The following is a 14,042-nucleotide window of genomic DNA, read 5'->3' on the forward strand; positions in this document are numbered from 1 at the left end:
TTGCAAAACGTAATTACTTCGTTTTATTATGGTATAGGTAACAAATGAACGAGAAAGTACGCTTTGGAAATCGTCATCATTCTGATTTACAGAACAGGGGGAAACGGCTTGTTTAAAAAATGGAGCGGAATCATTGTCATTGCGGCATGCTTTTTAATCGCGGCGGGCTGCGGCAATTCATCTTCAAAAGGTTCGTCAGGTTCTTCGAAAAGCGGCAAACTGCACGTCGTGACGACCTTTTATCCTATGTACGAATTTACGAAACAAATTGTCAAAGACAAAGGCGATGTAGACATTCTCATCCCGTCTTCGGTCGAACCCCATGATTGGGAGCCGACGCCGAAGGATATCGCCGGCATTCAAAACGCCGATCTTTTCGTATACAACAGCGAATATATGGAGACATGGGTTCCTTCAGCGGAAAAAAGCATGAGCTCTGATCATGCGAAGTTTGTAAAGGCGTCAAAAGGAATTGACTTACTCGAAGGTTCGGATGAAGAGGAAGAGGAACATGGACACGGCGGTCATGACCACAGCCACAGCATGGACCCTCACGTGTGGCTCAGCCCGGTTCTTGCGCAAAAAGAGGTCAAAACCATTACGGCGCAGATCGTAAAACAGGACCCGAAGAATAAAGCATACTATGAGAAAAATAGTAAAGAATATATTGCAAAACTGCAGGATCTTGATAAACTATACCGTACAACATTAAATAAAGCGGCGAAAAAAGAATTGATCACACAGCACGCGGCATTCAGCTATCTCGCCAAAGAATACGGCTTAAAACAAGTCGCGATTGCAGGCCTTTCTCCTGAAGAAGAGCCGAGTGCGGCCAAACTGGCAGATCTCAAAACGTTTGCCAAAAAGCATGATGTGAAGATCATCTACTTTGAAGAAGTTGCATCGCCTAAAGTTGCAGATACACTTGCCGGTGAAATCGGCGCGAAAACGGAAGTGCTCAATACACTGGAAGGTTTAAGCCAAAAAGAACGGGATAAAGGCATCGGTTATATCGACATTATGGAGAAAAACCTTGATGCACTGAAAGATTCGCTATTGGTTAAATAACATAGTGTGCGCCGCGGGGTGCACACTATTTCTATGCGGGAAAGGAAGGTCAGCATGAATCTCGTTACATTAAAAGATATCGTTTTTGGTTATTCGCATACACCGGTGCTTGACGGCGTGTCGCTGGAAATCAAAAGCGGCGAATTCGTCGGCATTACAGGACCGAACGGCGCGTCAAAATCGACGCTGATGAAAGTCATGCTCGGCATGCTCAGACCTTGGGAAGGAACGGCCGAGATCAGTAAAAAAAACGCAGCCGGAAAACGCCTGACAATCGGCTATGTTCCGCAGCAGATTTCTTCATTTAACGCAGGATTCCCAAGCACGGTTCTGGAGCTTGTGCAATCAGGCCGTTATACGAAAGGAAAATGGTTTAAACGATTGAACGAAACGGATCACCACGAGGTGGAAAACGCGCTGAAGATGGTGGAAATGTGGGATTTCCGCCACCGGAAAATCGGCGATTTATCCGGCGGACAGAAGCAGAAAATCTGCATTGCGAGAATGCTTGCGAGCAATCCGGATCTGCTGATGCTTGATGAGCCGACAACCGCGGTTGATTATGAAAGCAGACAGGGTTTCTACGAATTTATGCACCATCAGGTGAAAAATCACAACCGCACCGTCGTCATGGTGACACACGAACAAAACGAAGTACAGCAGTATCTGGATAAAGTCATACGGCTTGAGAGGGGGGAAAAAGGCGGATGGAAATGTTTGACTTGGAATTCATGCGACGAGCTTTTCTAGCGGGAAGCATGATCGGAATTATGGCGCCGATATTAGGCGTATATCTCGTGCTGAGAAGACAGGCGCTGATGGCGGATACGCTGTCTCATATTTCATTGTCGGGCGTGGCCATCGGTTTTTTTCTCAGTACCAATATTACGGCGGCGAGCATCGTTGTCGTCACGATCGGAGCGATCGGCATTGAATACATGCGGCGGGCGTACCGTACATATTCAGAGGTATCTATCGCAATCTTAATGGCGGCCGGGCTGTCGTTTGCGATGTTTCTGATCAGCCTGTCAAAAGGCGGCGCGTCGATGAGCATCGATCAATATTTATTTGGATCGCTTGTCACGGTCAGCCAGCAGCAGGTCTATATTATCGGAGGCATTACCCTGCTGATTCTGCTTTATTTTATTATACTAAACAGACCGCTCTACCTGCTTACCTTTGACGAGGCGACGGCTAAGACATCAGGCATTAACACAAACCTCCTGTCAATGTCATTCAGCATCGTGACGGGGCTGGCGATTTCGGTCATTATTCCGATTATCGGCGTGCTGCTCGTTTCCGCGCTCCTCGTACTGCCCGCGGCTTTTGCAATCCGTATTGCCAAAGGGTTTAAATGGATGTTTGCGGCGGCCATTATTATTTCTCTTTTCAGTGTGTTCATGGGGCTGACGTCTTCGTACCAGCTCGGAACGCCTCCGGGGCCGTCAATCACTTTACTGTTAATCATTCTGCTTCTGCTCGGGTTTACGCTGCAGGGGATTTGGAATGCGTTTAAAAAAGGAAAAGAACGAAAAAACCGCCGTTAAGCGGTGCAGCAGTCTCATCTGCTGCTCCGTTTGACGGCTTTTTTTACAGAAATATATCAGCAAGACGCTCATATGACTCTTTTTTTGCTTCGAAATCAAAGACGTTGCACAGCACCATTATCTCTTTTGTCTGATACCGCTCGGAATGTTCAAGCAGACGGCGTTTCACTGCGGCAGGAGAGCCGATCACCATCCGCTTCCTGTTTTCTTCTATCTGTTTACGGTCCTCCGGCGAATACGGATAAGCCTTCGCTTCTTCCACACTCGGCACGCGGCTGTCGGCGCCTTTTCCGACACGAAGAAGCCATAAATCCTGGCTTAACGCGAGTTCTTCCGCTTTCTCATCCGTAGCCGCGCATATGACGAAAATGGCACAGAGCGAGGCGGGAGCGGAAAAATGGGCGGAGGCCCGGAAATGGTCCCGATAGATCTGAAAAGCTTTTTCCCCGCGTTCCGGATTAATGAAATGGCCGAAGACATAGCCCGCACCTTGAAGAGCGGCGCGTCTGGCGCTGTTTTCCCCGAGGCCGAGCACCCAAAGCTGCGGGGCTGTTTCAATCAAAGGCGCTGTTTTTATTCCTGCATAAGCGTGGTCCGAGGGAATCGAATCTGTCAGAAAGGATGATAAATCCTCAAGCTGCCTGTTAAACTCGGTCATGCTTTTCTTTACCCCGTCTGTGAGGGCGAGCCGGATTTTCGTTGTGCCGCCCGGTGAGCGTCCGACCCCGAGGTCAATCCGGTTCGGATGCAGCGCCTCAAGCTGACGGAAAGTTTCCGCGACTTTATAGGGGCTGTACTGCGGCAGCAGCACGCCGCCTGATCCGACACGGATGGACGTTGTGGCTGCGGCGGTATGAGCGATCATAATTTCCGGCGAAACGCTTGCGAGCCCTCTTGTGCCGTGATGCTCGGCAAACCAGTACCGCTTATAGCCCCACCCTTCACTGAGGCGGGCGAGCTCCGCTGAACGGCGGAGCGTCTCGTGCGGCCCGTTTCCTTTGGATACGGGCGCCTGATCAAGTATGCTTAAATCAATCACTCGTCTGCCCCTTTCCTGACATGTATTGATACAAGGATAGGAAAAATGTTCAGTCCCCGTCAATTTCTTTGTTTTCTCTATTCTCTCCGGAACGAAGGAGAATATAGGAAGTGATTTTTCGCCGTTTTTCGCCAAAAATTCTTATGTTTTATGAAACTTTGATATAATAAAAGACGTATATCTTAATAAACACCGGGATTCTTGTCCCGGAATTTAGTAAAAATGCGCACTTGCGGCGTGCTTAGCGGCACCCTTACAGAATAGGAGTGAATCATATGGCGATCTCTTTACAAAAAGGACAGCGGATTGATTTAACAAAAGGAAAAACCGGCCTGTCAAAACTGCTGGTCGGACTCGGCTGGGACCCTGTATCATCCGGGGGCTTTTTCGGAAAGCTGTTCGGCGGAGGCGGTGCCAATATCGACTGTGACGCTTCCGTACTGATGCTTGAAAATGATAAAATGACAGACAGCAAAAACGTCATCTATTTCGGCAATCTGAAAAGCCGGTGCGGCGGTGTCGTACATACGGGTGACAACCTGACGGGTGAAGGCGACGGCGATGATGAACAAATTCTCATCGATTTAGCGAAAGTGCCCGCTCAGATTAATAAACTTGTATTTGTCGTCAATATTTACGACTGCGTCAGACGAAAACAGGACTTCGGCATGATTCAAAACGCGTTCATCCGCGTTGTTGATCAGGCTAATCGCGAAGAACTGGTGACTTACAATTTAAGAGATAACTATTCAGGCAGAACGAGCCTGATCGCGGCTGAAATCTACCGCCAGGACGGCGAGTGGAAATTCGCCGCAGTAGGAGAAGGCACAAACGATACAAAAATCGGCGATATCGTTAACCGATACGCCTAAACGATAAAAAGGAGAGTGCACTCATGGCAATTTCATTGGCAAAAGGACAAAAAGTAGATTTGACTAAAACAAATCCGGGTCTTTCTAAAGTCGTTGTCGGCCTTGGCTGGGATACAAACAAATACGACGGCGGACATGATTTTGATTTAGATTCCAGCGTCTTTCTATTAAATGAAGCAGGAAGATGCGCGTCGCCCGATGATTTCATTTTCTATAATCAGCTTGAAGGCGGAAACGGCTCTGTCGCACATTCAGGCGACAACCTGACAGGCCAGGGCGAAGGCGATGACGAAAGCGTAAGGGTCAACCTGAGCGCGGTGCCTGCCGCTATTGACAAAATTTCATTCGTCATCACGATTCATGAAGCGGAAGCCCGCGGCCAAAACTTCGGACAAGTTTCCAACGCGTTCGTGCGCATTGTCAATGAAGAAACAAATGAAGAGCTGATCCGTTATGATCTGGCTGAAGATTTCTCAATTGAAACAGCCATTATCGCAGGGGAGCTTTACAGACATAACGGCGAATGGAAATTTTCCGCGATCGGCTCAGGCTACCAAGGCGGACTGGCCCGTATTGCGACAGATTACGGCCTGCAAATCGGCTGAACCATATCAAACACAGAAGGGAGAGACAGCACATGGCAATTCAATTGGCGAAAGGACAGCGTGTTGATCTGACAAAAACGAACCCCGGTCTTACAAAAGCGGTGATCGGCTTAGGCTGGGATACGAACAAGTACTCCGGAGGGCATGACTTTGACCTTGACGCGTCGGCTTTTCTTGTCGATGCCCATGACAACTGTGTAAATGATCTTGATTTTGTTTTCTACAATAACCTGGAACACCCGAGCGGGGGCGTCATCCATACGGGAGACAACCGGACGGGCGAGGGCGAGGGAGACGATGAACAAATTATCGTCGACTTCTCAAAAATACCCGCAAATATTGAAAAGATCGGCATCACCGTCACGATTCATGATGCGGAAGCGCGCGGCCAAAATTTCGGACAAGTGTCTAACGCGTTCGTGCGCGTCGTCGATGAAAACAGCCAGAATGAACTGCTTCGTTTCGATTTAGGGGAAGACTTCTCGATTGAAACGGCGGTTGTCGTTTGTGAGCTTTACCGCCATGGGGCTGAGTGGAAGTTTAACGCCATCGGCAGCGGGTTTTCCGGCGGTCTGGCATCACTTTGCCGGAATTACGGCTTGCAGGTGTAAGCAGGAAATTACCGTTTTACTAAATAGGAGGAAAAAACTTGGATTTTCTACATCATATTATGTCGACCTACGCTTCCTTTTTTGATTGGAAAATGTGGGGTGAGGTGCTGACTGACCCTGTATCATGGGGGCTGATCGGTTCCTTGGTTCTGCTGGAAGGGCTGCTGTCGGCCGACAATGCGTTAGTGCTTGCGGTGATGGTAAGGCATCTGCCTGAAAAACAGCGGAAGAAAGCATTAACATACGGATTGTTCGGGGCATATATTTTCCGTTTTATCTTTATCGGGATCGGAATGCTGCTCATTAAGTTCTGGTGGATCAAAGTGCTTGGCGCGCTGTACCTGGCTTGGCTCGTCATTAAGCATTTCTGGATCGGAGAAGGTGATGACGATACGGAAGGCATGAAGAAAAATTCATGGATGGTCCGTACGTTCGGAATTTTCTGGGCCACTGTCGTTTCAGTTGAGTTAATGGATCTGGCCTTCTCTGTTGACAGCATTCTGGCCGCGTTTGCGGTATCGGAAAAAGTGTGGGTGCTCTTGATCGGCGGTATGCTTGGCATTCTCATGATGCGTACAGTCGCAAAAGTATTCCTTGTTTTAATTGATAAAATCCCTGAGCTTGAAAATACGGCTTTTGTGCTGATCGGGATTATCGCCGTGAAAATGGCGGCGAGCGCCTTTGATTATGAAATGCCGCACGTGGTGTTCTTCGGAATCATCATCGCTGCGTTTGTGGTAACGTTTATTATCCACTATTTCAACAAACAAAAGCAGGTTCAAGAGCAAACGGCTGCATCTAAAGAAGAATAAAACAAAAAAGGAGGGAGAGTTTCATTTCCTTCCTTTTTTGTACCGATAATCATGAAGAGAAAGGAGGAAAATGATGAAGCAGGAAGAATTGGTGATCCGAAAGGCCGAGCCGGAAAACGATGACTGGGAAACGTTTCTGATGCGGCCGCTGCCGGAACGTCCCGGTTATGAGCGGGAAAACGGGCTGGCGTTTACCCGGCTTGCCGTCCGGATTTTGGGCACTCCTTATGATGAGACGGAGTATTACAATAAGCTTTTCGAGCTGTCTTCTCATGAAAACATCCATGTGTTAAGCGAGACGCTGGATAAGACCATCGCGCCTGAAACGTTTCAGGCGCTCCAGCACATCCATTCGGTCAATCAAAAAGAGAAAGGGCTTTCGGTTTCCAGGTTTGTCGCGTTTCTCGATGGGGGCAGGCTGCTTGCCAAACACGCTGATCCGCTTATGCACCGCCGGCTGAGAACCGCGTTTATGACGCTTTTGGAAACCTTTGCGGACCGGCATGAAAACGGGCTGAATCATCCCGATTTCCGGCGTGTGCTCTTGGATGTGTCAAAGTTTTCGCTGAACCATCTGAATCCATGGCTCGAACAAGCCGATATAGAGCGTGAGATGCCGAAGGTGGTGTGGTATGGAGACGCTACCAAAAGCCAGCTCTATTTTCTCTATTATATAATGCTGATCGGCTGTGACGTCCTATTGTTTCATCCGGCTGCGGAAGATCCGTTCAGCTTGATTGATCCGGATGAGGAACTCAGCTTTGTGATAAAGCTCCCCGCAACAGGCGGCCTTGAGCCATTCCCGAAAGAAAAGCCGGACAGAACGTCCACGACGGCCTACCGGTCAACGAAAGAAATTGAGCATGTGCTGAATCATGAGGAATCTATGATGTATAAGCCTTGGCAGTTCAGGGATCATACCCCGCAGTCCGTGACCTTAAAAACGACGTATGATGAGTTATTTCTCATTGCGAAGGAGCGGGCGTTTATCCGGCCGCAATTTAAAGCGGACAGGGAGCGGGTGGCCGTTCCGAACCTTTTTGCGAAAGTGATGGGGGTTTCCAAAGATACGAAAGAATATTGGAACAGACTCCATACCGCCGCGGACTATCAGGAGACACACATGATCCGCAGTTTTCCGTTTACGGAAGAGCTGAAAGCCAACTACCAGTATCACTACAGTCAGGTTTTGAACGAAGAAGGAGCGATTGACGCGGACAGGCTGAAAAGAAGCAACATCTGGCAGTACAAGCATCTGCCTTCAGGTGTGCAGAGCGCCATCGCCAATGTGATTTCTGACATGTGCAGAAACCCCGGGCTGAAGGCTTTGCCCGGGGAGCAGGCAAGGGATGCCGCAATCTATTTGTTCCGCCAGGCGACGAACCTGCCCGCTTCGCTGCTGCAATTGATTCAGACGTTTGATTACGCCCAAACCGTTCCGAAACTCGTTTTATATCATACGGAACAAAATGGCGAACTCACACGTTCTGACGCTGCCGCTCTGTTGTTTTTAAATAAATTCGGCGTCGATATCATCTTGTATAATCCGCCGGGCCATCAGGACATTGAGCATTATATAGAAGAAAGCCAATTTGATGTCCATTGGCTGGAGGACATGGTATTTCGGCAGGAATATAAGGAGCCGTCACTCGTAAGAAAGCTGTTTAGAACCATTACGCAAAAGCAGGGAGAGTAAATAAACATGACAGAAAATCAAAATCCGCTTGTTCTTGATAAAAATGAAGAGATTTCTGAACAAAAAGCAGATGACATCAGGGTGCAGCTGCGCCAAGACCCTGAGGTGCAGCGCATTTCACAGCAGATTGACGTGAAAAACCAAATGGAGCTGCTTGAGTACGGAAAAGAACCGGCAGTTGAAATCTCGAAGTTCTCCGACCGCATCTTAAATATGATGAAAACAACAAGTGTCACGGATTCAGGCACAATGCTGACGCAGCTCGGAAAAATCATGGACCGTTTTGACAAAAATGATTTCGATGAACCAAAAGGATTTCTCGCTAAAATGTTCAAACGCGGCAACAGCATGATTGAAAAGATTTTTCAAAAGTACCGCACCCTGGGCGGAGAAATTGAAAAAATCCACGTCGAAATTTCAAAATACAAAGATGAAATGGCAAAGACGAACCATACGCTGGAAGAGATGTATGAAAACAACATTAACTACTACATGGAGCTTGAAAAGTATGTCGTTGCCGGGCAGATGAAGCTTGAGGAAATGCAGGCGCTCATTCCTTCTTATGAAGAAAAAGCGGCCGGCGGAAACCAGCTTGCGCAAATGCAGCTTGATACGCTGCGTGACGGGCTTCAGGCGCTTGAGGAACGTGTCTATGATTTAGATATGGCGCGGATGGTAGCGCTGCAAACGGCGCCGCAGATCCGCCTCCTTCAGCGCGGAAATACGAAGCTCATCGGGAAAATCAATTCCGCTTTCGTCATTACGATTCCGATTTTCAAAAACGGCATCATTCAGGCTGTCACAGTCAAACGGCAAAAGCTTGTGGCTGATTCAATGAGCGAGCTGGACCGCCGCACGAATGAAATGCTGAAGCGAAACGCTGAAAATATTTCAAACCAAAGCGTGGAAATTGCCCGTATGGCAGGCCGTCCGAGCATTGACATTGAGACGATTGAAACGTCTTGGAATACGATTGTCAGCGGTATGCAGGAAACGAAACAGATCGAAGAAGAGAACAGACGTATCAGAGAAGACGGCGCGAAACGGATTCAACAGCTTCAGGATAATATTAAAAACGCAGTCTTAAAGAATTAACACACCCCGCTTGCTTACGGCAAGCGGGATTTTTTTCGAAAAAGATAATGACAATGTGTAAAGACAGGTGTAAACTTATACGGTAATCATTTTCGATTTGAGGTGCTGCTTATGAACAAACAACCTGCCGTCACTCCGCGAAAACTTCTGGCGATTGCCGGAATGGGCTGGCTGTTTGATGCGATGGATGTCGGAATTTTGTCGTTTATTATCGCTGCGCTTCACACTGATTGGAATTTAACACCCGATCAAATGAAATGGATCGGAAGCGTCAATTCCATCGGTATGGCAGCGGGCGCCTTTGTATTCGGAATGCTGGCCGACAGGATCGGCCGGAAAAAAGTGTTTATGATCACGCTGTTATTCTTTTCTGTCGGAAGCGGCATATCCGCTTTCGCAACGGGATTGACGGTTTTTCTCATATTGCGTTTTCTGATCGGAATGGGGCTTGGCGGGGAACTGCCTGTCGCCTCGACGCTCGTGTCAGAAGCGTCCGCTCCCGAAAAGCGGGGACGGATCATCGTGCTGCTTGAGAGCTTTTGGGCCGCGGGCTGGCTTCTTGCGGCGGTGATTTCCTACTTTGTCATACCGTCATTCGGCTGGCAGGCCGCGCTGCTCTTAACGGCGCTGGCCGCATTTTATGCGCTGTACTTGCGGAAAAGCCTTCCGGAATCACCGGCGCATCAGGCATTGCCGCAGAAAAAAAGCATACGCGGGCAGGCGGGAAGTGTCTGGACGAAACCGTATATCCGGCCGACGGTGCTGCTGTCTGTCGTTTGGTTCTGCGTCGTCTTTTCATATTACGGTATGTTTTTATGGCTGCCGAGCGTGATGCTGATGAAAGGCTACAGCATGATTGAGAGCTTCGAATACGTCCTTCTGATGACACTTGCCCAGCTTCCCGGATATTTCTCTGCGGCGTGGCTGATCGAAAAAGCGGGCCGGAAGACCATCTTAGTCATCTATTTGCTCGGAACGGCGGGCAGCGCTTATTTCTTCGGTGCCGCGGATTCATTGGCCATGCTGCTCACAGCGGGCATGCTGCTGTCCTTCTTCAATCTCGGCGCATGGGGCGTGCTTTACGCCTATACACCGGAGCAGTATCCTGCGGCGATCCGTGCGACCGGTTCCGGCACAACGGCGGCTGTCGGCAGAATCGGCGGCATTTTCGGTCCGCTTCTCGTCGGATCGCTTGCAGCCCGGAACGTTTCGTTTACTGCAATTTTCGCCGTCTTTTGTGCGGCCATCCTGGTTGCTGTCATCACGATTCTTATTCTCGGAAAAGAAACGAAACAGACAGAGCTTGCGCAATGAGCACCCTTTTGGGGTGCTTTTTTTAGTGAGCTGTCTGTTGGCAGACCTATATTTTTCCTTAATATTCCTTATTTTTAGGAGGGGAAAACTTCTTTTTCCGGGACAATGTCGCAAAAAAATTCTTGTATTTGTAAAAAAAGGATAGGAAATCAGTTTGCAGCACATTCGATGGAAACGTTCTCAAGCCTGATAAAAGCCCGGTTTCCTTTATAATTTATCCTCAATAAGGAGGATTAGAGAGTATTTAGAAGCATACCAGAGGAAAATAAGACACAGGGATGTTTTTAAAGTAATGATACAAAATAAAAGGGATTATGATGTTTGTTTGACTTATTACAAACGTGTTACGGTATTAAAGATTGCTTATTATGGAGGGAAAATATGAATTTGGATGAGAAACCAATTAAGATAAAAGTCGAAAATGTATCTAAGGTTTTCGGAAAACAGACAAAAAAAGCCATTCAGATGCTGTCCAGCGGAAAAAACAAAAAAGAGATCCTGAAAGCGACCGGATCAACCGTTGGTGTCAATCAAGCAAACTTTGATGTATATGATGGGGAGATATTTGTCATCATGGGTCTATCGGGGAGCGGTAAATCAACTTTAGTTCGGCTGTTAAACCGGCTTATTGAACCGACTGCCGGGAATATTTATATTGATGGTGACATGATAACAAATATGTCAAAAGACCAGCTCCGGGAAGTGCGCCGGAAAAAAATCAGCATGGTCTTTCAAAAATTTGCACTGTTTCCGCACAGAACGATTCTTGAAAATACGGAATACGGCCTGGAGCTTCAAGGCGTCGACAAAAAAGAGCGTGAGCAAAAAGCGCTTGATTCGCTTAAACTTGTCGGTCTTGAAGGCTTTGAACACCAATTCCCAGATCAGCTCAGCGGAGGAATGCAGCAGCGTGTCGGACTTGCCCGCGCATTGACGAATGATCCTGACATTCTTCTGATGGATGAAGCTTTCAGTGCGCTTGATCCGCTGATCCGCAAAGACATGCAGGATGAGCTTTTAGACCTTCATGACTCTGTCGGCAAGACGATCATCTTCATCACGCATGATCTTGATGAAGCATTGCGCATCGGCGACAGAATCGTGCTGATGAAAGACGGTAACATCGTTCAGATCGGGACGCCTGAAGAAATTCTGATGAGCCCGTCCAATGAATACGTTGAGAAATTCGTTGAGGACGTTGATTTATCCAAAGTTCTGACAGCGGGCCACATCATGAAGCGCGCTGAAACCGTGCGGATTGACAAAGGGCCTCGTGTAGCGCTGCAGCTCATGAAGAATCTCGGTATTTCTTCTATTTACGCCGTTGATAAACAGAAACAGCTTCTCGGCGTCATTCACGCGGCGGATGCGAAAAAAGCGGTGGAATCCGACTTATCGCTTCAGGATATTTTAAATACTGAATTTACGACTGTGCACGAAAGCACATACTTGACGGAAATTTTCGATGTCGTGTCTGATGCGAATATTCCGATCGCCGTCACGGACGATAAGGACCGCATGAAAGGCATTGTCGTAAAAGGCGCATTAATCGGCGCGCTTTCAGGAAATAACGATTATATAAATGTTGAAGATTCTGCTGAACAAGCTCAGGATTCTTCTGTTCAGGGGGTGAAGTAAATGGACAGATTGCCTAGAATTCCGTTAGCAGATATCGTTGACCGGTTTGTTGACTGGCTTACCATGACGTTCGGAGGTTTCTTTGACGGAATCTCAAACGGTTTGGCCGCTTTCGTAAACGCGATTGTGAGCGGTTTGGGTTTCATCCCGTCTATTTTATTGACTGTTATTTTTGCAGCTCTCGCTTGGTGGATCAGTACGAGAGGAATTGCACTCTTTACGTTAATCGGATTCCTTGTTATTGATTATTTGGGCTATTGGTCGCCGATGCTGCAAACGTTGGCGCTTGTCGTCACATCTGTTTTGATTTCCATTATTATCGGGGTTCCGATCGGCATATGGGCGTCTCAGAAAGAAACGGTCCGCCGCATTGTTACACCGATTCTGGATTTAATGCAGACCATGCCGGCTTTCGTATATCTGCTGCCTGCAATTTTCTTCTTTAATATCGGGGTTGTGCCAGGCGTCGTGGCATCTGTTATTTTCGCGATGCCTCCGACGATCCGCATGACGGTTCTCGGTATTAAACAAGTTCCGGCTGATTTGATCGAAGCGACGGAAGCATTCGGTTCAACGACGTCTCAGCGTCTGTTCAAGGTGCAGCTTCCGCTTGCCACAAAAACAATTCTTGCCGGTATTAACCAAAGCATCATGCTTGCTTTGTCAATGGTCGTTATCGCGGCCATGGTCGGTGCGCCGGGCCTCGGTTCTGAAGTATACAGCGCCGTGACACAGTTGAAAACCGGTGTCGGAGTGGAAGCGGGTATCGCGATCGTTATCGTAGCGATTACACTCGACCGTATCACGCAAAACATTAAAGTGAAGAAGAAGAGCAGGGGGAATGCCTGATGCTTAAGAAAATCATCGGTGTCGGCGTTACCGCTGCGCTGGCTCTTTCTTTGGCTGGCTGCGGTTCGCAGACTGATGGTAAGGCAACGGCTGCGGACCAGGTGAACAAAACCATTATCGGTATTGATCCGGGATCGGGGATCATGGCCCTGACGGATGAGGCCGTGAACGATTACGGATTGAAAGACTGGAATGTCGTCACGGCGTCAAGTGCTGCCATGACGGCGACATTGAAGAAATCATATGACCGGAAAAAGCCGATCATCGTAACGGGCTGGACGCCGCACTGGATGTTCTCCAGATACAAGCTGAAGTTCCTTGATGATCCGAAAAAAACGTACGGAACTGCCGAGCAGATTCATACGATTACAAGAACCGGCTTCAGTAAGGAACAGCCTAACGCGGCCAAAGTTCTCAGCCAGTTCAAATGGACGCAGGACGATATGGGAGAAGTCATGATTGCCGTTGAGGAAGGCGAAAAGCCGGCCAAAGCCGCTGCTGAATATGTGAAAAAACACAAAGATCAAGTAGCTCAATGGACAAAAGGCGCTCATAAAGTCAAAGGGGATAAAATCAACCTGGCTTATGTGGCGTGGGACAGTGAAATCGCAAGTACGAACGTGGTCGGAAAAGTATTTCAAGACCTCGGCTATGACGTGAAGCTGACGCAAGTGGAGGCAGGACCGATGTGGACTGCGATTGCGACAGGCAGCGCGGATGCGTCATTGTCTGCTTGGCTTCCGAATACCCATAAGGCATATGCGTCTAAATATAAAGGCAAATATGAAGATGTAGGAACGAGTCTGACAGGCGTCAAGATGGGTCTGGTCGTTCCTCAGTATATGAAAAACGTCAATTCAATTGAAGATTTGAAGAAGTAATGAAGAAAAGCAGCC

At 48.1% G+C, this 14,042-nt stretch carries 14 protein-coding genes; 13 read left to right on the forward strand and 1 reads right to left on the reverse strand.

Annotation, left to right across the window (positions count from 1 at the left end; all coding sequences use genetic code 11):
* Positions 1-108 precede the first annotated feature (108 nt).
* Genes NYE50_RS01510 through NYE50_RS01520 form a run of 3 tightly spaced genes read left to right on the forward strand, consistent with a single transcriptional unit; the run spans position 109 to position 2,615 of the window.
* Entirely contained in the window at positions 109-1,068 is a 960-nt protein-coding gene (locus NYE50_RS01510; RefSeq protein WP_029973931.1) for a metal ABC transporter substrate-binding protein, read from the forward strand.
* A gap of 54 nt (positions 1,069-1,122) precedes the next feature.
* Positions 1,123-1,818, forward strand: coding sequence for a metal ABC transporter ATP-binding protein (locus NYE50_RS01515; RefSeq protein ID WP_021495283.1), 696 nt, complete (start codon positions 1,123-1,125; stop codon positions 1,816-1,818).
* Positions 1,776-2,615, forward strand: a complete 840-nt coding sequence (locus NYE50_RS01520; protein WP_224988820.1) for a metal ABC transporter permease — start codon at positions 1,776-1,778, stop codon at positions 2,613-2,615. Before NYE50_RS01515 ends, NYE50_RS01520 begins: the two co-directional genes overlap by 43 nt.
* Positions 2,616-2,658: 43 nt before the next feature.
* On the opposite strand, the gene NYE50_RS01525 is transcribed toward NYE50_RS01520, so the two are convergent.
* On the reverse strand, positions 2,659-3,654 hold the full coding sequence (locus NYE50_RS01525; protein ID WP_224988822.1) for an LLM class flavin-dependent oxidoreductase: 996 nt from the start codon (positions 3,652-3,654) through the stop codon (positions 2,659-2,661).
* 275 nt (positions 3,655-3,929) lie between these two features.
* Between NYE50_RS01525 and NYE50_RS01530 the strand changes: the two genes are divergently transcribed.
* The 10 genes from NYE50_RS01530 to NYE50_RS01575 all read left to right on the forward strand — a co-directional run bounded on the left by NYE50_RS01530 (position 3,930) and on the right by NYE50_RS01575 (position 14,027).
* Complete coding sequence (locus NYE50_RS01530) at positions 3,930-4,526, forward strand: TerD family protein (protein ID WP_061861821.1); 597 nt, start codon at positions 3,930-3,932, stop codon at positions 4,524-4,526.
* 23 nt (positions 4,527-4,549) lie between these two features.
* Positions 4,550-5,131, forward strand: a complete 582-nt coding sequence (locus tag NYE50_RS01535; RefSeq protein WP_003156648.1) for a TerD family protein — start codon at positions 4,550-4,552, stop codon at positions 5,129-5,131.
* 32 nt (positions 5,132-5,163) lie between these two features.
* Complete coding sequence (locus NYE50_RS01540; protein ID WP_003156645.1) at positions 5,164-5,742, forward strand: TerD family protein; 579 nt, start codon at positions 5,164-5,166, stop codon at positions 5,740-5,742.
* 38 nt (positions 5,743-5,780) lie between these two features.
* Complete coding sequence (locus NYE50_RS01545; protein ID WP_003156644.1) at positions 5,781-6,554, forward strand: TerC family protein; 774 nt, start codon at positions 5,781-5,783, stop codon at positions 6,552-6,554.
* A gap of 73 nt (positions 6,555-6,627) precedes the next feature.
* The gene (locus NYE50_RS01550) at positions 6,628-8,250 is read left to right on the forward strand and encodes a YceG family protein (RefSeq protein ID WP_159353744.1); all 1,623 of its coding nucleotides are present in this window, start codon (positions 6,628-6,630) and stop codon (positions 8,248-8,250) included.
* Between the two features lie 6 nt (positions 8,251-8,256).
* Positions 8,257-9,345, forward strand: coding sequence for a toxic anion resistance protein (locus NYE50_RS01555; protein WP_007609246.1), 1,089 nt, complete (start codon positions 8,257-8,259; stop codon positions 9,343-9,345).
* Between the two features lie 111 nt (positions 9,346-9,456).
* Positions 9,457-10,659 (forward strand): MFS transporter, encoded by a 1,203-nt coding sequence (locus tag NYE50_RS01560; RefSeq protein WP_045508657.1) that lies wholly within the window; start codon positions 9,457-9,459, stop codon positions 10,657-10,659.
* A gap of 381 nt (positions 10,660-11,040) precedes the next feature.
* A complete protein-coding gene (gene opuAA / locus NYE50_RS01565; protein ID WP_003156640.1) occupies positions 11,041-12,297 on the forward strand; it encodes a glycine/proline betaine ABC transporter ATP-binding protein OpuAA in 1,257 nt (418 codons plus the stop codon).
* Complete coding sequence (gene opuAB / locus NYE50_RS01570; RefSeq protein ID WP_003156639.1) at positions 12,298-13,146, forward strand: glycine/proline betaine ABC transporter permease subunit OpuAB; 849 nt, start codon at positions 12,298-12,300, stop codon at positions 13,144-13,146.
* Positions 13,146-14,027 (forward strand): glycine betaine ABC transporter substrate-binding protein, encoded by an 882-nt coding sequence (locus NYE50_RS01575; RefSeq protein WP_045508655.1) that lies wholly within the window; start codon positions 13,146-13,148, stop codon positions 14,025-14,027. Before opuAB ends, NYE50_RS01575 begins: the two co-directional genes overlap by 1 nt.
* The last annotated feature ends 15 nt before the right edge of the window (positions 14,028-14,042 follow it).

The sequence above is a fragment of the Bacillus sp. EU55 genome (assembly GCF_038005925.1).
GTDB classification, from domain to species: domain Bacteria; phylum Bacillota; class Bacilli; order Bacillales; family Bacillaceae; genus Bacillus; species Bacillus velezensis.

Coding starts and splice junctions, on each gene's coding strand:
- NYE50_RS01515 (WP_021495283.1), top strand. CDS start 1,123: ATGAATCTCGTTACATTAAAAGATATCGTTTTTGGTTATTCGCATACA.
- NYE50_RS01520 (WP_224988820.1), top strand. CDS start 1,776: ATGGAAATGTTTGACTTGGAATTCATGCGACGAGCTTTTCTAGCGGGA.
- NYE50_RS01530 (WP_061861821.1), top strand. CDS start 3,930: ATGGCGATCTCTTTACAAAAAGGACAGCGGATTGATTTAACAAAAGGA.
- NYE50_RS01535 (WP_003156648.1), top strand. CDS start 4,550: ATGGCAATTTCATTGGCAAAAGGACAAAAAGTAGATTTGACTAAAACA.
- NYE50_RS01540 (WP_003156645.1), top strand. CDS start 5,164: ATGGCAATTCAATTGGCGAAAGGACAGCGTGTTGATCTGACAAAAACG.
- NYE50_RS01550 (WP_159353744.1), top strand. CDS start 6,628: ATGAAGCAGGAAGAATTGGTGATCCGAAAGGCCGAGCCGGAAAACGAT.
- NYE50_RS01555 (WP_007609246.1), top strand. CDS start 8,257: ATGACAGAAAATCAAAATCCGCTTGTTCTTGATAAAAATGAAGAGATT.
- NYE50_RS01560 (WP_045508657.1), top strand. CDS start 9,457: ATGAACAAACAACCTGCCGTCACTCCGCGAAAACTTCTGGCGATTGCC.
- opuAA (WP_003156640.1), top strand. CDS start 11,041: ATGAATTTGGATGAGAAACCAATTAAGATAAAAGTCGAAAATGTATCT.
- opuAB (WP_003156639.1), top strand. CDS start 12,298: ATGGACAGATTGCCTAGAATTCCGTTAGCAGATATCGTTGACCGGTTT.
- NYE50_RS01575 (WP_045508655.1), top strand. CDS start 13,146: ATGCTTAAGAAAATCATCGGTGTCGGCGTTACCGCTGCGCTGGCTCTT.